Annotated in this window: 13 protein-coding genes; 7 read left to right on the top strand and 6 right to left on the bottom strand. The window is 71.0% G+C overall.

The features are described 5' to 3' along the window. From G6045_RS28310 to G6045_RS28320, 3 genes are all read right to left on the bottom strand, one after another. Positions 1–842 (bottom strand): alpha/beta hydrolase (locus G6045_RS28310; RefSeq protein WP_165334966.1); only part of this gene is annotated, 842 nt, incomplete at its 3' end. Between the two features lie 57 nt (positions 843–899). Then, the gene (locus tag G6045_RS28315) at positions 900–1,973 is read right to left on the bottom strand and encodes an extracellular catalytic domain type 2 short-chain-length polyhydroxyalkanoate depolymerase (protein WP_165334967.1); all 1,074 of its coding nucleotides are present in this window, start codon (positions 1,971–1,973) and stop codon (positions 900–902) included. Continuing rightward, positions 1,970–3,430, bottom strand: coding sequence for a long-chain-fatty-acid--CoA ligase (locus G6045_RS28320; RefSeq protein WP_165334968.1), 1,461 nt, complete (start codon positions 3,428–3,430; stop codon positions 1,970–1,972). Before G6045_RS28320 ends, G6045_RS28315 begins: the two co-directional genes overlap by 4 nt. A gap of 232 nt (positions 3,431–3,662) precedes the next feature. Here G6045_RS28320 and G6045_RS28325 point away from each other — a divergent pair, with 232 nt between their 5' ends. Next, positions 3,663–5,480: a helix-turn-helix domain-containing protein gene (locus G6045_RS28325; protein ID WP_328707932.1), complete on the top strand. Its 1,818-nt coding sequence runs from the start codon at positions 3,663–3,665 to the stop codon at positions 5,478–5,480. A gap of 53 nt (positions 5,481–5,533) precedes the next feature. Here the strand turns inward: G6045_RS28325 and G6045_RS28330 are convergent, their stop codons facing one another. Further along, the gene (locus tag G6045_RS28330; protein ID WP_165334977.1) at positions 5,534–7,645 is read right to left on the bottom strand and encodes an autotransporter; all 2,112 of its coding nucleotides are present in this window, start codon (positions 7,643–7,645) and stop codon (positions 5,534–5,536) included. A 251-nt stretch (positions 7,646–7,896) separates the two neighbouring features. On the opposite strand from G6045_RS28330, the gene G6045_RS28335 reads away from it, so the two are divergent. From G6045_RS28335 to G6045_RS28345, 3 genes are all read left to right on the top strand, one after another. Continuing rightward, positions 7,897–8,856, top strand: a complete 960-nt coding sequence (locus G6045_RS28335; RefSeq protein ID WP_165334970.1) for an ROK family protein — start codon at positions 7,897–7,899, stop codon at positions 8,854–8,856. Positions 8,857–9,192: 336 nt separating this feature from the next. Continuing rightward, the gene (locus tag G6045_RS28340) at positions 9,193–10,605 is read left to right on the top strand and encodes a cellulase family glycosylhydrolase (protein WP_165334971.1); all 1,413 of its coding nucleotides are present in this window, start codon (positions 9,193–9,195) and stop codon (positions 10,603–10,605) included. 125 nt (positions 10,606–10,730) lie between these two features. Continuing rightward, entirely contained in the window at positions 10,731–11,750 is a 1,020-nt protein-coding gene (locus G6045_RS28345) for a LacI family DNA-binding transcriptional regulator (protein ID WP_165334972.1), read from the top strand. Between the two features lie 43 nt (positions 11,751–11,793). On the opposite strand, the gene G6045_RS28350 is transcribed toward G6045_RS28345, so the two are convergent. Together G6045_RS28350 and G6045_RS28355 are read right to left on the bottom strand one after the other, a co-directional pair. Beyond that, positions 11,794–12,831 (bottom strand): LacI family DNA-binding transcriptional regulator, encoded by a 1,038-nt coding sequence (locus G6045_RS28350; protein ID WP_165334973.1) that lies wholly within the window; start codon positions 12,829–12,831, stop codon positions 11,794–11,796. Further along, positions 12,828–15,275: a glycoside hydrolase family 2 protein gene (locus G6045_RS28355; RefSeq protein WP_165334974.1), complete on the bottom strand. Its 2,448-nt coding sequence runs from the start codon at positions 15,273–15,275 to the stop codon at positions 12,828–12,830. Before G6045_RS28355 ends, G6045_RS28350 begins: the two co-directional genes overlap by 4 nt. A gap of 270 nt (positions 15,276–15,545) precedes the next feature. On the opposite strand from G6045_RS28355, the gene G6045_RS28360 reads away from it, so the two are divergent. The 3 genes from G6045_RS28360 to G6045_RS28370 all read left to right on the top strand — a co-directional run bounded on the left by G6045_RS28360 (position 15,546) and on the right by G6045_RS28370 (position 18,842). Beyond that, complete coding sequence (locus G6045_RS28360; protein ID WP_165334975.1) at positions 15,546–16,865, top strand: ABC transporter substrate-binding protein; 1,320 nt, start codon at positions 15,546–15,548, stop codon at positions 16,863–16,865. 91 nt (positions 16,866–16,956) lie between these two features. Beyond that, positions 16,957–17,949: a carbohydrate ABC transporter permease gene (locus G6045_RS28365; RefSeq protein WP_408056373.1), complete on the top strand. Its 993-nt coding sequence runs from the start codon at positions 16,957–16,959 to the stop codon at positions 17,947–17,949. Continuing rightward, a complete protein-coding gene (locus tag G6045_RS28370) occupies positions 17,946–18,842 on the top strand; it encodes a carbohydrate ABC transporter permease (protein WP_235968358.1) in 897 nt (298 codons plus the stop codon). Before G6045_RS28365 ends, G6045_RS28370 begins: the two co-directional genes overlap by 4 nt. Positions 18,843–18,847: the final 5 nt, after the last annotated feature.

An 18,847-nucleotide genomic window follows, 5' to 3' on the forward strand; every position in this document is an offset into this window, starting at 1 on the left:
GCCACCACCCCCGCCGCCTCGCCCATCAGGATCGTGTAGTGGTTGCAGTCCGGCACCTCCTCCACCGTGAGGTGCCCGGCGAACTGCCGCACCAGCGGTTCCGGCAGCATCCCGGGTGCGGCGTCGAACAGTCCCCTCGGCGCGTACAGCAAATGCGCCGGCACCGTCAGCTCCGTCACGTTCTTCGCGAACTCGGCGTTCAGCACCAGCAGTTCACGCCCGTCCTGGCGCACCGCCTCCTCACGCGCCCGCGAGCGCAGCTCGCCCGCAGGACCCATGAGGTCGTAGCGCACATACGCCTCGATGTCCTCGCTCCAGTACGGTCCGAGCGCCGGATGCGCCTGGAAGAAGTCCACGTACGCCGCCTCGTCCGGGTAGGTCATCGCGAGCCGGGCGATCGCCGGGCCGAGCGTCGCGTCGAGCACCGCGTCCGGGTCGGCGCCCTCGGGGAAGGGCAGCGGCAGTCCGCCGTCGATCAGGAGCAGCCGCGAGAAGAGCCCGGGCCGGCGGACCGCCGCCCGCAGCGCCACGTACGCCCCCATGGACTGCCCGGTGAGGGCCACCTCGCCCCCGCCGCCCCAGCGTTCGGCCGCTGCGCACACATCGGCGGCGTGCTGCTCGATCCCGTACGGACCCGGCGTACCGGTGCTGCCGCCGCGCCCCCGCAGATCCACCGCGAACAGCGACCAGTCGTCCGGCAGTTGGCGCGCGACCCCGCTGAACGACATCCCCGACGCGGTGATCCCGTGCGCGGCGACGGCGACCCGCGGCCCGCCGCCGAAGCGGAGCACCCGCAGGGTGCCGCCGTCGACGGGGAGGTCGAGCTCGACCGGCTTGTTCATGCGTGACTCCCGTGCTGTGAAGGGTGGTTGGACGGTGGAGAGGGGAGCGCGCCCCGGTCAGCGTGCGCCGCCGAGCGCCCGCACCTCGTTCATGATCATGCGCATCTGGGGTGCGGACTTCTGTGCATAGTCGCTGCCGGTGTATCCCCACCAGTCCCAGCACCCCTGCGGATTGCCGCGCGCGACGCTGATATCGGTCTGCGGGTACAGGACCACCAGGTCGTTGGTGTCCGCGTACTCGTTGAGGTAGGACTCGCGGGCGAAGCGGTCGCCGACGAACTTGTTGTCGCTCAGGCAGCCGTGCAGCGCGACCACCAGCTTGCAGGGCTTCCCGGCGGCGCAGGAGTCGGGCGTGTACAGGAAGCTCTTGCTCCCCAGGCTGTAGAACTGCGCCCAGCCGCCCGGGGTGTAGCGGTCCTGGTCGTGCCCGCTCAGCGTGCCGGTCTGTGCGGCGGCCGGCGGGCGGACCGAGCCCAGCCAGTGGGTGAGCAGTTCGCCCTGCGGATCGTTGCCGCAGTCGATCAGGAACGGGTAGAAGGTCGTCCCGCACGGCAGCGCACCGTCCGGCCGCGGCCAGCCGTGCCCCGCGGGATCGGTGTCGTGGTACGCGATCCTCGCCCCCAACTGCCGGTGGACCTCGACCCCTTCGTCACTCACCCGCTCGCTGACCAGGGGGTCCTTCGTGCCGTGGTACGTGTAGACCGGCTTGCCCGCGAGGTTCGCCACCGGGTCGATCTTCCCCTGCTCCGACCAGCGCCGCGCGGTGGCCACGATCCCCGCCGGATCGGTGGACGCGAGCCCGGTGCACTCGGCGAGGCCGTGCAGGATGCTGCCCTGACCGCAGTAGTACGGGCCCGCCGCGAACACCGCCGCGCCCTTGAAGGTCGCCGAGTTGGCGATCTGGAGCTGTGAGGCCATGAAACCGCCGGACGAGATGCCGGTCACGTACGTGTCGGTGATGTTGAGGGCGGGCAGCGGCGGTTCGAAGGCCGCCTCGGCGGGCGCGGGCACGGCCGTGACGGCCACCAGGGCCAGGGCGGCGGTGAGCGCGCCGCGGGCGAGGGTGGCGAGTCTCATCGGACGGGCAAGTCGCAGCGGACGGGCAGGCTTCGTCGCACGGGCGAGTCTCATCGGACGGTCTCCTTCAGGCCTCGGGGCGTCAGGACCGGCGGGGTGATCTCCCGCTTGAGGATCTTCCCGGTCGGTCCCTTGGGCAGCGCGTCGGCGATCGCGACCACGCGCGGGTACTTGTACGGGGCGACGCGCGCCTTGACGAACGCGAGCAGCTCGTCGGGCGGAGTCGCGACGGCACGGCCGGGCTTGAGGGCGACCACAGCGGTGACCTCCTCGCCCAACTCCGGGTGGGGCGTGCCGAGTACGGCCGCCTCGGCGACGGCAGGATGCTCGTAGAGGACCTCCTCGATCTCCCGCGGATAGACGTTGAACCCACCGCGGATGATCAGCTCCTTCTTCCGCCCGACGATCCGGAAGAGGCCGTCCGCCTCGCGCACCCCGAGATCGCCGGTGCGCAGCCAGCCGTCGCGCAGCACTTCGGCGGTGTCCTCGGGCCGGTTCCAGTAGCCCTTCATCACGTTGTGGCCGCTGACCGCGACCTCGCCGGTGCGCCCGTCGGGCAGTTCACGCCCCGACTCGTCCTGGATACGGATCCGTACACCGTCGATCGGCAGCCCGATCGTGCCCGGCCGCCGGGGGCCTTCGAGCCGGTTGAACGAGGCGACCGGCGAGGTCTCCGACAGCCCGTATCCCTCCAGAAGCGGGCAGCCGAAGGCCTCCTCGAAGGCGTGCAGGACCTCCACCGGAAGCGCCGCCCCACCGGAGGCCGCGAGCCGCAGCCGCCCCCGGTGCGCGGGCCCGAGCGACGGATGTCCGAGCAGGGCGCCGAACATCGTCGGCACCCCGGCCCATACGGTCACCGCGTCCCGTACGAGCAGATCCAGCGCCTCACCCGCATCGAACCGCGGCAGCAGGGTGACGCTCGCGCCCGCCGCGACCGCGGTGTTCAGGACACAGGTCTGGCCGAAGGAGTGGAACAGCGGCAGACCGCCGAACAGCACGTCGTGCTCGGTGAGATGGAGCAGCGAGGAGTTGGTGGCCTCGACGTTGCGCAGCAGGTTCGCGTGCGTCAGCTCGGCGCCTTTGGGCCGGCCCGTCGTACCCGAGGTGTAGATCAGCACCGCGGTGTCGTCGGCGGCGCGTTCGGCGACGGTCTCCAGGGGCGGGTGCGCGGCGAGCTCCGCTCCCCAGTCGCGGGCGGCGTCAAGGGTGATCAACGCCCTCGAGTCCGCCACCAGATGCTCCCGCTCACGCTCCTTGAGCAGCGGATTCATCGGGACGACGACCCCGCCCGCACGCAGGATGCCGTAGTAGAGGACGGCGAACTCGGGCACGTTGGGCAGGCTCAGGCCGACGCGGTCGCCGGGCTCCAGACCGTACGAGAGGAGATACGAGGCGGCGCGGGCGGAGTCGCGGGCGAGCCGGGCATACGTGACCACCTTGCCGCCGAGCCGCAGGGCGGGGCGGTCCGGGTGGCGGGCGGCGGTGTCGGTGAGGAGTCGGACGAGGTTCACGAGGGCTCCAGGAACGAGGGTGGAACGCCGAGAGCCGGCGGGAGTCGGGGTGCGGCAGAAGCCGGTGCGGCGCGGCACAAGGTGCCGCGCAAGCAACGGTCTCGGGACGCGGCGTCCGCCGCCATGGAGGATGACCACACCGCACCGGGGTCATGAGTGGAGATCCTCCACGTCGCGTGACGGTCGCCACACCGCCGCGTCGGAGCCCGGCCGGTGCGGTATCACTGGCCGGGTGACCACCACACGCGGCGACGGCGCGCTCCTGCGGCTCCTGTGCGAGGAGGCCGACGAGGACGCCTTGCGCGCGAGCGGCGCGGAGGACTCCCTGGTCGGCGACGCCCTGGAGCTACGCGCCCGGCTCGCCGCCCACCGCAGCCGCGAGGCCGCGCTCGCCGCGCTGTACGAGACCGCGGGCGACCTCGCCTCCCTGCGCGCGCTGCAGGACGTGCTCCAGGCCATCGTCCGCCGCGCCCGCACCCTGGTCGGCACGGACGTCGCGTATCTGCTCCTGTACGACCAGGAACAGGGCGACACCTATGTCCACGTCACCGAGGGGATCACCACGGAGGCCTTCAAGACCGGCCGGCTCGCGGTCGGTACGGGGCTCGGCGGTCTGGTCGCCGAGACCGCCCAGCCGTACCACACGGCCGACTACCCCAACGACGAACGCTTCGCGCACTCCGACTACGTGGACTCGGTCATCGGCGCCGAGGGCCTGGTCGCCATCCAGGGTGTGCCGCTGAAGTTCGGGGACCAGGTCTACGGCGTGCTGTTCGCCGCGAACCGCCGCGTACGCCCCTTCTCACCCGACGAGGTCGAGCTCCTGATCTCCCTCGCCAACCACGCGGCGCTGGCCATCGAGAACGCCACGCTCTTCGAGGAGGTGCGCAAGGCGGCCACCGTCCATGAGCGCCTCACCGCGGTCGCCCTCGACGGCGGCGGCCCGGCGGAACTCGCCCGCGCGCTGGCCGAGGTGCTGCGGGGGAGCGTCTCCGTACTGGACGCGGAGGGGCGCTCCCTGGCGGACGCGGGTGTCGATCCGCCCCAACCGGCCGAGTTCGTACGGGAGTTGGCCACCGCACGCGCGCGGCGCGCCTCCGCGACCCGGGGTGCCGCGTGCGCCACCCCGGTCATCGCCGCCGACGAACACCTCGGCACGCTGTTGTTCGTACGGGGCGGTCTCGACGCCTCCGATGTGCACGCGCTCGAACGCGCCGCCCAGGCCGTCGCGTTGATGCTCCTGCACGAGCGCTCGGTCACGGCGGCGGAACAGCGCCTGCGCGGCGAGCTCCTCGACGAGCTGCTCGGCGCCCCGCACCGCGACCCCGAGGGCCTCACCCGCCGCGCCGCCCTGGTCGGGCTCGATCTGCACCGTCCGCATGTCGTTCTGGTGGCACGGGCCGAGGACACCGGGCGCCGCCGCCGGATCGCGGATCTGGCGGGCGCGTATGCCGTACGCAGGGGTGGGATCGCGTGGGAGGCCGGGGGTGATGCGGTGGTGGTGCTGCCGGTGGCGCAGGATCCGGACCCGGCACCTGGCGCCGAGGTCGGTACGGGCCCCGGCGAAGCCGCCCGCCGCCTCGCCGGAGCGCTGGGTGCGGGGGCCTCGGGGGCGGTCACGGTCGGCGCCGAGAGTGCCGCTCCGGGCGCCGCAGGGGTGGCGGGCGCCCATCGGGACGCGGCCCGCTGCGTGGACGCCCTCGTGGCGCTCGACAGGGTGGGCGAGGGCGCCTGCCGTGACGACCTCGGAATCCACGGCTTGTTGATCGGCCGGGCCGACCGCGGCGAGCTCGACCGTTTCGTCCGCCGCACCATCGGCCCGCTGCTCGACCACGACGCGTCCCGCGGCAGCGACCTCACCGGCACGGCCCTCGCGTACTTCACCTGCGACGGCAGCCTTACGCGCACGGCCGCGGAGCTGTACGTCCACGTCAACACCCTCTACCAGCGCATCGACCGCATCTCGGCGCTCCTGGGCCCGCAGTGGCGCCATGGGGACCAGGCGCTTCAGGTGCACTTGGCGCTCAAGACGCATCGGACGTCGGGGTGAGGAGTTGACCGAGGGGTGGGCCAACGCCCCGTAGACACAACGGGGTTGACTGATCAGTCTGCCCGGTGCCGCCCCGGAGCCGGTGCCACATCAGGGGCGCGGCGTCGGCGGCGCAGGACCGCGAAGGCGAGGGCTGCCGCCGGCATCGCGCCTGCCGCCGCCCAGACCCATGGACCGGCGTCGTCGTCATCGCGGGCGGGGCCGCTCCCCGAGGCGGCCGAGGGCGCGACCTCCGGCTTTCCCGAGTCCCGTACGAGCGTGATGTCGTTCCCGTCGCCACCCCGGTAGGTGAGGCGGTATCGCGTCGACGCGACGGTGATACGGGATCCCTCCCGCAGACCGCTGAAGGTGCCGGTGGCGCGGTGCTTGCCCGTGATGTCCAGCAGGACCGCCTCGCCGGGTGCCTCGCCTTCCGGAGCCCGCACCGTGAGTAGTCCGGCCAGGGAAACCTTGCCGCTCACCTTCGCCGGCGCGGCACCGGCCCGTACCGTCAGCTCCCCGCTCTTCGCCTGCCGGAAGTCACCGTCCAGGGTGAACGACCCTTGGAGCGCACCGGAGTTGTACAGCTCCCCGCCGGACAGCGCCCCGGCCAGCACCCCGGCCGGCGCCTGGCCGGACCCGCGTACCGTCAGCCGGTCCTCCTCACCCCACGCGACCTCGCTGCCGGAGACCGCGTCGAGGCGCCGCAGCGTCTGGTTTGCGACCCGGGTCAGATCGAGGCGGGCGCCCTCGCCGGTGAGGCGCACGGCGCGGCTCGCGGCCAGGGTGCCGCGCTCCAGTACGAGGGTGCCGCGCCGCACCGTGGTCGCTCCCGTGTACGCCGGCGGTCCGGTCAGCCGCAGCGGTGCCCGGCCCGCCTGCGTGAGCGCCCCGGAGCCGCTGATCCCGGACAGGACGAGCGGCTTGTCCGTGTTCTGCGCGATCACGCTCCCGTCGACGGTCAGCCCGTACCGCGAACCGCCTTGGTGGAGACCGCCGTCGCCGCCCGCCTTCCCGCTGCCAAGACGCAGCACGGCACCCTTCTCGACGGTCGTCGTCCCGTCGTAGAACTGCCGCGCCGCGAAGGTGACGTCGTTGCCCTTGATGCCCTTGATGACGATGTCGCCCTGGCCGGGGGCGGAGAGCGTGTCATGGAAGACACCGCCGCCGATCGGGGCGCCGAGTGTGACCGGGCCGTTGTACGCGAAGGTCAGCCGTGAACGCTCGCGCGCGGCAAGGAGGTTGATGTACACGGTCTCGGCGGTGCCCGGCATGAAGATCTTGTCCGTGGTGCCGTCGCCCCACTGCACGTTCGCGCCCTTGATGTTGGTGCCGCGCTTGTTGATGTTCTTGTGCGCGGGACGCCAGTTGAGCGCCGGATCGCTGAGGGTGGGGGCGGCGTCGCTGCCGCCGTCGGCCCAGCTGTACTGACCGGTGAGGACGACCTTGCTGCCGGGCCTCGACTGGACGTTGATGTCGCTCCCGTACTCGCGCTGGTAGAAGTCCATGCGCTGGGTCACGGTCTGCCCGAGCGGGGTGTCCACCGTCCACGTGCCCTGGTTGAGGACCTTGCGGACGCCGGGCAGCGAGAGCGCGAACTCGGGCCGTCCGGCCTGCGCCTGGGTGCCGTTGTCGATCGTGCCGGTGAAGCCGGGGTGGGTGCCCGACAGATCCCAGGTGCCCCACAGGAAACGGGGCTGCGTGATGAGCCCGGAGCCGCTGATCGTGCCGAGGTTGTAGGCGCTCTTCAGGGACAGGCGCAGGGTGCCGTCGACCCGTATGTTGTTCTGGTTCTGCCGGTAGGCAGGGGTGTTGTACGGGAAGTGTCCGATCTGGCCGGCGGTGTTGCCGTCGCCGTACTGGAGCGTCGCGCCCCGCTCGACCGTGACGGCCGGCGGGTCCGGGTGGCGCACCGTGACGTACGGGTGGTTGCCGCCCTGGATACGCACCTGCTGACGCTGCCGCGCCTCGGGGAGCGTGAAGTCGCTGTCACGCGTCAGGACCAGAGTCCCGGTGCCCGCGATGCGCAGGGTGCCCTCGCCGGACAGCACACCGGGATACGTATGGGTCCCGCCGGGCAGCCGCACCACCGCGTCACCCGTGAGCCGCACGTCCCGCCCGGCGAGCACATCGGCGGTGATATCGCCCCTGCCGTCGGCGGCGCGGGCGTCGGGCGCACCGGCCATGCAGAGCGTGAGGGTCGCGGCGGCGAGCAGGCAGGCCGGGCGGGTCAGGGGGTGGGCGTGCTGCACGGTGGGGGTCTCGTCTCTTTCTCGTACGTCCGCGTTCGGACCGGCGCATACGAAGGTAGGTCGCCGCCGATGCGCGGAAGGTTGCCGGGCCTTCCGCACCACGAACTTAAACGGTTAAGTATTCTCTCGGGCAGTCACTGTGACACGGCGCCGGACAATCGCCTCGCGCCGGGAGAGGGAGGGTCATGTACGCGGCGTTGGACATCGGCGGTACGAAGATCGCGGGGGCGCTCGTCGACGAGGAGGGGCGTGTGGTGCGGCGCACCCAGCGCCCGACTCCCGCACACGAGTCCGCGCGGGTGCTCATGGGGGCGGTCGACGCCGTCCTCGACGGCCTGGCCGGGGACCCCGCCTGGGGCGTCATCCGCGGCCTCGGTATCGCGAGCGCCGGTCCGGTGGATACGGCGAAGGGCACCGTGAGTCCGGTCAACATTCCTGCCTGGCGAGGCTTTCCGCTGGTGGACGAGGTGCGCGCGTACCCCTCGCTGTTCGCCGGGCTCGAGCCGGTCCTGGTCGGGGACGCCGTGGCGATGGCGGCGGCGGAGCACTGGAAGGGTGCCGCGCGCGATGTCGGCCATGCGCTGTGCATGGTGGTCTCGACGGGCGTCGGCGGCGGGCTGATCCTCAACGGCCGTCTGCATCAAGGGCGTTCGGGCAACGCCGGCCATATCGGTCACATCAGTGTGGATCTCGACGGCTCCCTCTGCCCGTGCGGCGCTCGCGGCTGCGTCGAAGGGCTGGCCAGCGGGAGTGCGATCGCCCGGCAGGCGCTGGCGTCGGGCTGGACGCCACCGCGAGGCGAGGAGGCGACGGCGGCGGCGGTCGCGGCGGCCGCCGGGCAGGGCGATGCGCGGGCGCTCGCGGCCTTCGACCGTGCGGCGCGGGCGCTCGCGGCGGCCGTCGCGGCCACGGCCTCGCTGGTCGAGATCGAGGCCGTGGTCGTCGGCGGCGGTGTGGCGCAGGCCGGTGACCTGCTGTTCGCGCCACTCCGGCAGCACCTCGACTCGTACGCCACGCTGGACTTCGTCCGCGGGCTCCAGGTCAGGCCCGCGGCCCTCGCGCAGGACGCCGGCCTGGTGGGGGCCGCCGCGGCGGCGCGGGCCTCGGTGCGCGGGCTGAACTCCCCTGGAAGCGCGTGTACTTAACCGGTTTTGTAGAAACCATTGTGCTCGCTTTCCGTGCCCCCTAATGTCGTGGCCGTCGCCGAGCGGAAGTGTGCGAACCGGTGTCCGGCCTTGCGTTCCAGCAGGTCGGACGTGCCTCCGGCAGCTCCCCGCGTGCCGCTCGGCCGTGTCGCCGCCCGGGTGCGCAGCTCGCGTTCCCGGGTGGCGGACGACCGGGTGCCGAGCCGGCAGTCCCGGTCCGCCATGCCCGGTTAAGCGGGCGCGGCCCCGTACCGCCCCTGTTGCCACGTCGCGCCCAGGGCTGCCCCTGCCGGCGGCCCGACCACCGGCGCGCACCGATCGAACCAGGAGCAGTAGATGAGACGCACACGAGCCGCCGCCGCGGTCGCCGCCTTACTGGCCGCCTGCGCCACACCGCTGGCGCTCTCCCCGTCCGCGCTGGCCGCACAGCCCGGGCCGACCGCACAGCCCGCGCCGACCGCACAGCCCGCGCCGCCCCAACAGGCCGCGGACGCACCCGGGTTCCATATCCAGAACGGCCGCTTGCTCGACGCCGACAACCGGGACTTCGTCCTGCGCGGGGTCAACCACGCGCACACCTGGTACCCCGACAGGACCGACCAGGCGCTCGCCGACATCAAGGCCAAGGGCGCCAATTCCGTACGGGTCGTCCTGAGCACCGGTGACCAGTGGACCAGGAACGACACCGCCGATGTCGCCCATGTCGTCGAGGAGTGCAAGCAGAACCGCCTGATCTGCGTCCTGGAGGCCCATGACACGACGGGCTACGGCGAGGCGGGCGCGGCCGCGCCGCTGTCGAAGGCGGTCGACTACTGGCTGAGCATCAAGGACGCCCTCGTCGGCCAGGAGAAGTACGTCCTGGTCAACATCGGCAACGAGCCCTACGGCAACGCGAATTACGGCGCCTGGACCGGCGACACGAAGACGGCCGTCGGCAGGCTGCGCGCCGGCGGCCTCGACCACACGCTGATGGTCGACGCCCCCAACTGGGGCCAGGACTGGTCCTTCACCATGCGGGACAACGCGGCCGCCGTGATGGCCGCCGACCCGGACCGCAACATCCTGTTCGACATCCACATGTACGGCGTCTACGACACCCCGGCCGAGGTGAGCGACTACCTCAACCGGTACGTGGCCGCCCAACTTCCCATCGTGGTCGGCGAGTTCGGCGACATGCACTCGGACGGGAACCCGGACGAGGACGCCATCCTGGCCGCCACCCGGTCCCTGGACCTCGGCTTCATGGGCTGGTCCTGGAGCGGCAACGGGAGCGGGGTCGAGTACCTCGACCTGGTGCGGAACTTCGACGCGAACGCGCCCTCCGACTGGGGCAAGCGGCTGTTCGACGGCGCGGACGGCATCAAGGCCACCGCCAAGGAGGCCGGTGTCTTCGGCGGCGGCACCGACCCCGACCCCGACCCCGGCAGCGGCGCCTGCGCGGTCACCTACCGACTGAGCGACTGGGGCAGTTCGTTCAACGCCGACATCACCGTCCGCAACACGTCCGACCGGCAGATCGACGGCTGGAAGCTCGACTTCGCCTTCACGGGGCAGCAGAAGATCAACTCGGTGTGGAACGCCCGGGCCACCCAGAACGGCACCGCGGTCCATGTCACCCCTGAGTCCTGGACGCACTCCATCCCCGCGGGCGGACAGGTGAGCTTCGGCCTCAACGGCTCCTCCACCGGAACGAACACCGTCCCGGCCGCCTTCACCCTCGACGGCAGGACCTGCACCATCAGTTCCTGAAGTACCCCGACGAACCCGCACGCCCTCCTGAACCCGCGTTCAGTGACCGGGAGCGCGGACCTCAGCGGCCGACCGGTAGGGTCGGCCGCTGAGGTACGGAACCGGTACAGCAGGAGGGCGCGCGCATGAAGAGGCCGACGATTGCGGACATCGCGCGCCAGGCGGGGGTCTCCAAGGTCGCGGTCTCCTACGCCCTCAACGACCAGCCGGGCGTCTCCGCGCAGACCCGGGCCCGTATCAAGGCGATTGCCGCGGAGGTCGGCTGGCGGCCCAGCAGCGCCGCCCGGGCGCTCAACGGCGCGCAGGCCCGGGCCGTGGGCCTGGCCGTGTGCCGGCCGGCCCGGACGCTGAGCGTCGAGCCCTTCTTCATGGAACTCATCGGCGGCATCGAGTCCGAACTCGCGCCGCGCTCCATCGCCCTCATGCTCCAGACCGTCTCGAGCCATGACGACGAGATCGAGCTCTACCGCCGCTGGTGGGGCGAGGGCAGGGTGGACGGCGCCCTCCTGGTGGACCTGCACGACGACGACGTACGGGTGGCCGCGCTCGCCGCCATGGATCTGCCGGTGGTGGCCCTGGGCCCGCCGCAGGCGGCCGGTGCCGTGCCCGCGGTCTGGTCCGACGACGGTGCGAGCGTCCACGAGACCGTCGCCTATCTCGCCGCCCTCGGACACCGCGCCATCGCCCGGGTGGCCGGGCTGCCGCAGCTCGCGCACACCACCGTGCGCGACGCCGCCTTCGAGGAGAGCTGCCGCGACGCGGGGCTGCCCGCGCCGACCGTGGTGCACACCGACTACTCCGGCGAGGAGGGCGCCCGCGCGACCCGCCGGCTGCTCATCGCCCCGGAGCGGCCCACCGCGATCGTCTACGACAACGACATCATGGCCGTCGCCGGCCTGTCGGTCGCACAGGAGCTGAGCCTGGAGGTCCCCCGGGACCTCTCCCTCGTGGCGTGGGACGACTCGCCCTTCACACAGGCGGTGCGCCCCCAACTCACCGCCCTCACCCGGGACATCGGCGAGTACGGAGCCCTCGCCGCCCGCACGCTCCTCGCCGCGGTCGGCAAGGAGGAGGTACGGCACAGCCAGGTGCCGGCCGCCCGCCTGCTGCCCCGGGCGAGCACCAGCCCACCGCGTACCGCCTGAGAGACGGCCACGTACCGCTTGAGAGGCAGTCGCCGCGTACCGCTTAAGAGACAGCCGTACGAAGCGAGGCCGTGGAGCCGCGCGGCGTGAGCGAGGGTGTCATCACGGGGCGCGGACGCACCGGCCGGCCGGCGATGACGTCGAACAGCTCGCGTGCCACCTCGGCCCCAAAGCCGTGCACGTCGTGGCTCATCGCCGAGAGCGTCGGGTGCGTCAGGCGGCACAGCTGGGAGTCGTCCCAGGCGAGCAGGGACAGTTCGTCCGGCACGGTGACCCCCATCTCGGCGGCGACGCCGAGTCCGGCGACCGCCATGATGTCGTTGTCGTAGACGATCGCGGTCGGCCGCTCGGGCCGCAGCAGCAGCGAGCGGGTCGCCCGCGCTCCTTCCTCGCCCGCGAATCCCGTGGCCACCGGGGTGGTCGGGGGCAGACCGAGCGCGCGCAGCGTGTCCTGGAAGGCCCGTTCGCGAATCGCGCTGTGCCCGAGTCCGGCAGGACCGCCGACCCGGGCGATGCGGCGGTGTCCGAGGGCGGCCAGATAGCGCACCGCCTCGGCCACCGCCGCCGCGTCGTCCGTCCAGATCGACGGGATCCCGCCGGTGAGGTCGGGATGACCGACCGCCACCGCCGGGATACCGAGTGAGGTGAGCGGTGCGATACGGGGATCGTCCTGGTGGAAGTCGACCAGGATGGATCCGCCGACCTGGCGTTCGCGCCACCACGCCTCCTGCAGCGCGATCTCCTCGTCCAGACTGCTGACGAGGCGCAGCAGGAGCGAGCAGGACCGCTCGGCGAGGACGCTCTCGATCCCGGAGATGAAGTCCATGTAGAACGGCTCGAGCCCGAGCAGCCGCGCCGGCCGGCACAGCGCGAGGCCGATGGTGTCCGGCCGCCGCGTCGACAGGCTCCGTGCGGAGGAGTTGGGGGCCCAGCCCAGCTCCCGCGCGACGGTGAAGATGCGCTCTCGCGTGGCCTCGGACAGACCGGGCTTGTGGTTGAACGCGATCGACACCGCACCTTTGGACACCCCCGCGGCGGCGGCGACTTCCTTGATCGTGATGCGCTGGGCGGGTGCGCTCACGCCGGTTCCACGCAGAACAGGGCCGCCCGGATCGCGTTCGCGCCGACGCCCGCCGCTCCCCGTACCCGGATACGCGTCCGCTCCCCGGGGAGCAGGGTGAGCAGGCCGCGGTCGGCCGTCGCACGGGGAGCGAGGCGGTCGGCCTGCAACAGGAGATCCCGTACGAGCGTCTGCGCGCTCACCACCACGTCCAGCGTGTCCGGATCGCCGCCCACGGTCTCCACGGCGATGTCGAACCGGGGCGCCGGATAGTCGAACTCCTTGTCCCGTACGGGGAGATGGACGGCCCGCAGGTCCTCGGCGTCGGCCACCAGATACTCCTTCGCGGAGCCCGCGGCCGGCTGCACCTGAGGCGGGACGGGCAGTCGCAGCACCTCGCGCCCGGGCACGGTGAGCCCGAGGGAGACACGGGCGGCCACGGTGCCGTCGGTCCGCAGCAGACGCAGCGTGACATCGGTGTCCCATGGTTCGGCGGCCAGGTTGGACAGCACCAACTCGGTTCCGTCCACGCCTGGTTGGAGGGTCAGGAGCCGGTCGGCGTAGACGCGGCGCAGCTCGTGGTGGAGCGGCTTGAGGCGTCCGTCGCCGTCGATCGCGGACCAGGAGCTGACGGGCCAGCAGTCGTTGATCTGCCAGACGACGGTGCCCGCACAGCGCGGCCAGTGGGCCCGCCAGTGCTCGATCCCGGCGGCGACGGCACGCGCCTGGACGACCTGGGTGAGGTAGTGCCAGCGGTCGAAGTCGCCCTCGGGCAGCGCGAAATGGCGCTCGACGCCACGGTTCAGCTTGCCGTTGCCGTCCTCGGCCTTCTGGTGGTGCAGCATGCCGGGGGAGTCGGGCGCGAGCCGCTCACCGGGCAGGGCGCGGCGCAGCGTGGCCAGCGCGGGGGGCGCCTGCCAGCCGAACTCGGCGACAAAGCGCGGCACGTTCGCCAGGTACTCGCTGTAGTCCCGCCGGTTCCACGCCTCCCACGAGTGGTACGTGCCGTGGTCCGGGTCGTTGGGGTGGTGGTCCCAGGAGCCGGACCACGGGCTGCCCGCGGTGTACGCCCGCGTCGGATCGAGCTCGGCGACCACGCGCGGCAGCAGCCCCAGGTAGTAGCCCTCGCCCCAGGAGTCGCCGGCGAGCGGCTCCTCCCACTCCCAGTCGCGAAAGCCCCACAGGTTCTCGTTGTTGCCGTTCCACAGCACGAGGCTCGGGTGCGGCATGAGGCGTACGACGTTCTCGCGCGCCTCCGCCTCGACCTCTCCGCGCAGCGGCTGCTCCTCGGGGTAGGCGGCGCAGGCGAAGAGGAAGTCCTGCCAGACCATCAGGCCCAGTTCGTCGCAGACGTCGTAGAAGGCCTCGTCCTCGTAGATGCCGCCGCCCCAGATACGCACGAGGTCCACGTTGGCCGCGGCGGTCTGCTCCAGGCGGGTCCGGTAGCGCTCGGGGGTGACGCGGGAGGGCAGGACGTCGTCGGGGATCCAGTTCACTCCGCGTACGAAGATGCGCTCGCCGTTGACGACGAAGGTGAATCCGGAGCCGTGCGCGTCGGCGCTCCGGTCGAGCTCCACGGTGCGGAAGCCCACCCGCCGCTGCCACACGTCGAGCTGCTCGGCGGTGTTGGGCTGCTCTCCGACGCCCAGCGGCTCTCCGGCATCGAGCAGCGTCAACTCCACGTCGTACAGCGGCTGTTCACCATGCCCGCGCGGCCACCACAGCCGTACGTCCGGCACGTCGAGCACGACCGTCGCCTGGTCGCCGAGCACCTCGGCGCGCGCGGTCACGCCCGCCACCGCGGCCCGCGCGAGGAGCGGCCGGTCCGCTCCGGCGGCGGTGCGTTCGACATCGAGGTGCAGCTCCACGCGACCGCGCGTCCCGTCCACGGTCACCAGCGGACGCACCCGCGCGAGCCGGGCCGTCGACCAGCGCTCGAGACGGACCGGGCGCCATATGCCGGCCGTGACCACGGTCGGACCCCAGTCCCAGCCGAAGTTCGCCGCCATCTTGCGGATGTACTGGAACGGCTCGGGATAGACGTTGGGCCGGTCCCCGGTCAACTGCCGTACGGACTCCGCCTCTTCATACGCCGAGGTGAAGGTGACGTTCAACTCGCCGGTGCGGCCCGTGACATCGAACCGGTACGAGCGGTGCATGTTGCGGGTGCGGCCCAGCTCCACGCCGTCCAGCGTGAGCGTGGCGGCGGTGTCCAGGCCCTCGAAGACCAGGTCGGTGCGCTCGTACGCCGCCGTATGCGCCTCCTCGCCGGTCAACTGGCGCCGGTAGGCCCAGGGTTGCCGCCCCACCCAGGCCACGTCGTGCTCGTTCGTGCCCAGGAAGGGGTCGGGGATGAGGTCCGCGGCGAGCAGATCCGTGTGGACGCAGCCGGGCACGCGTGCGTCGAGCAGCGTCCCTTCGTGGCTGAGCTGCCAGCCTTCCGTCAGCTGGGCGACGTCCTTCATCAGCGGCTCCTTTTCGACAGGGGCAGACCCTGGTCGGTGGTGACGCCCGTCAACCTAACCTCCCGGTGATTAACCGGTCCAGTCCCCAGAAGCGATCACCACCGCACAGAACAGTGCAGTTGGGCGCCGTGAGGGCGTCATGAGAGGTGAGCTGCGCGGTAACGATTGGGTATCGCGCTGGAAATCGGAGCTTTACCGGTTCACACATCGCTGACATAGTGCCGTCAGCCGCTGGGGCCTGAGCCGTAATCCGGATAAGGAGTTGGGCACATGAGGAGGAAGCCGCTGAGTGCGGTGCTGCTTGCCACCGCGCTGCTGACGGTCGCGGGGTGTGGTGGCGGGGGAGCCTCGTCGGGGGAAGCGGCCACCGCTCCCTCGGACCCCGGCAAGGTGTCGGGCACGATCACCGTGCTGACCAACCGCACCGATCTCGTGCAGGACGGCACGATGGGGAAGTACGCCGCCGAGTTCAAGAAGACCTATCCCAAGGTGACGGTGAAGTTCCAGGGCATCACCGACTACGAGGGCGAGGTGAAGATCCGGATGAACACCGAGAACTACGGTGACGTCCTGCTCATCCCCTCCGTGATCGCCAAGGGCGACTATCCGAAGTTCTTCGCCCCGCTGGGCGACACCAAGGACATGGCGGAGAAGTACCGCTTCACCGGCAAGACGGACGTCAAGGGCAAGACGTACGGCATAGCCAACTTCGGTACGGTCAACGGCCTCGTCTACAACAAGAAGGTGTGGGAGCAGGCCGGCATCACGGACTGGCCGACGACCCCGGACGAGTTCCTCGCGGACCTGGGGGCCGTCAAGGAGAAGACCGGCGCGACGCCGTACTACACCAACTTCAAGGACGGCTGGCCGCTGAGCAGCCCCTGGACCAACAGCGTCGGCTCGGTCAGCTGTGACACCAAGGCCTCCGACGCACTGGCGGCGGCCGACAAGCCGTGGGCCGACGGCAGCGACCTCAACGTCGTCGACACCCTGCTCCACGACATCGTGCACGACAAGCTGTCCGAGAAGGACCCGACCACCACCAACTGGGAGACCTCCAAGACGGATCTGGCCAAGGGGAAGATCAGCAGCATGCTGCTCGGCTCCTGGGCCGTGAACCAGATGCGTGACGCCGCCACGAAGGCGGGCGGGAACCCTGACGACATCGGCTTCATGCCTTTCCCGGCGCAGAAGGACGGCAAGTACTGCGCCACGCTGCTCTCCGACTACCAGCTCGCCGTGAACACGCACTCGGAGCACAAGGAAGCCGCGCGGGCCTGGATCGACTGGTTCACCGAGAAGTCCGGCTTCGCCGCCAAGGAGGGCGGGGTCTCGGCCCTGAAGGCCCTGGACCTTCCGGACGTCCTCAAGCCGTACCAGGACAACGATGTCAGCTTGATCGAGCGCTCCGAGGCGAAGACGGAGCAGGTCAACGCCATCGACAACGCCTCCGAGATCGGCCTCGCCAAGCAGGACTACCGGCAGAAGCTGATCGACATCGCCCGCGGCGCTCAGGAGGGGTCCCTGCAGGACTACCTCGACGAGCTCGACCGCCGCTGGGCCGAAGCGGCCGCGACGGTCGGCAACTGACCCGGACGCGAGCACGGGGCCCCGTACCGCCCGCGGGGCGGGGCCCCACGCCTGCACCACGCTCGACGCGGATCACGAAAGGCCGTCCGAGATGACCGACACCACGTCAGAGATGACCGACACCCCGTCCAAGTCGCCACCCGCGCCTGCCCGTTCGGCTTCCGCGGCCGCCGCGCGCGGAGGACGGCGCGGCACGCCGCCCACCCGTTCCTGGCGGGATCACCCGCTGCGGCGGATCACGCCGTGGCTGTTCCTGCTGGCGCCGCTGGCCCTGCTGATCACGTTCACGTATGTCCCCGTGGGCAACATGATCTATTACAGCTTCACGGACTGGGACGGCGTGAGTCCCGACCGGAACTTCACCGGCGTCGACAACTACACCCAGCTGTTCACGCGTCCCGAGCTGTTCAGGGTGTTCTTCGTGAGCTTCTACTATCTGGCGGCCTCGGCCGTGCAGATCGTGATCGCGCTCTACTTCGCGACGGTGCTCAGCTTCGACCTGCGCTTCCGCAACCTGTTCAAGGGGATCCTGTTCTTCCCCTACCTGATCAACGGCGTCGCCATCGGGTTCGTCTTCCTCTACTTCTTCCAGGACGGCGGCACCCTCGACTCGATCCTGTCGTGGTTCGGCGCCGACGGCGACCGGGCCTGGCTCGGCGACCCGGAGTCCGCCAACACCTCGCTCGCGGGGGTGTCCGTGTGGCGCTTCACCGGCCTCAACTTCGTGCTCTTCCTGGGTGCGATCCAGTCGATCCCCGGTGAGCTGTACGAGGCGGCTCAGCTGGACGGCGCGAGCCGCTGGCAGCAGTTCCGGCACATCATCGCGCCGAGCATCCGGCCCGTCCTGAGCCTCAGCGTCATCCTGGCGATCTCCGGCTCCCTGGCCGTCTTCGAGATCCCGTACATCATGACCGGCGGCGCCACCGGCACCCAGACCTTCGTGATCCAGACGGTGAAGCTGGCGTTCCAGTTCAACAAGACGGGCCTGGCCTCGGCCTGCGCCGTGGTGCTGCTCCTGATCATCCTGGCGGTCACCTGGCTCCAGCGGCGGATCGTGCCCGACGAGAAGGTGGACCTCGTATGACCACGCTGACCCCTGACCGGCGCACCCGGACCACGGTGCGGCAGCTCCGAGCCGGCCGCACCACGGTGCGGCAGCCCCGAGCCGGCACGGCCCTGACGTATCTCTCGCTGGTCGTCGCGTCGCTCGTGGTCCTCGTGCCGCTGGCCGTCGTCTTCCTCACCTCGCTGAAGACCTCCCGCGAGGTGGCCGACGGCGGCGCGCTGAGCCTGCCCGGCGACTGGCTCAACTTCTCCAACTACGCGACGGCGTTCAACGACGGCAAGATGCTCACGGCCTTCGGGAACACGGCGTTCATCCTGCTGTTCTCGATCACCGGCACGGTCCTGATCGGGTCGATGACGGCGTACGCGATCGACCGCTTCGAGTTCCGGCTCAAGAAGACGGTCATGGCCCTGTTCCTGATCGCCACGCTCGTGCCGGGCGTGACCACGCAGGTGGCGACCTTCCAAGTGGTCAACAGCTTCGGCCTGGTGGACACGCGCTGGGCGCCGATCCTGCTCTACATGGGCACGGACATCGTGTCGATCTACATCTTCCTGCAGTTCATCCGGGGGATCCCGACCTCGCTCGACGAGGCGGCGCGGCTCGACGGCGCGAACACCTTCACCATCTACCGCAAGATCATCTTTCCGCTGCTCAAGCCGGCGATCGCCACCGTCGTCATCGTCAAGGGCATCACGACGTACAACGACTTCTACATCCCGTTCCTCTACATGCCCTCCGAGGACAAGGGCACGATCTCCACGGCCCTGTTCCGCTTCAAGGGCCCGTTCGGCGCGCACTGGGAGAACATCTCGGCCGGCGCGATCCTGGTGATCGTCCCGACCCTCCTTGTCTTCCTCTTCCTCCAGCGCTACATCTACAACGGGTTCGCGCAGGGGGCCACCAAGTAGGGGGC

Origin of the sequence: Streptomyces mesophilus, from assembly GCF_011044995.1 — a bacterium.
In the GTDB taxonomy this organism is placed as follows: Bacteria; Actinomycetota; Actinomycetes; order Streptomycetales; family Streptomycetaceae; genus Streptomyces; species Streptomyces mesophilus.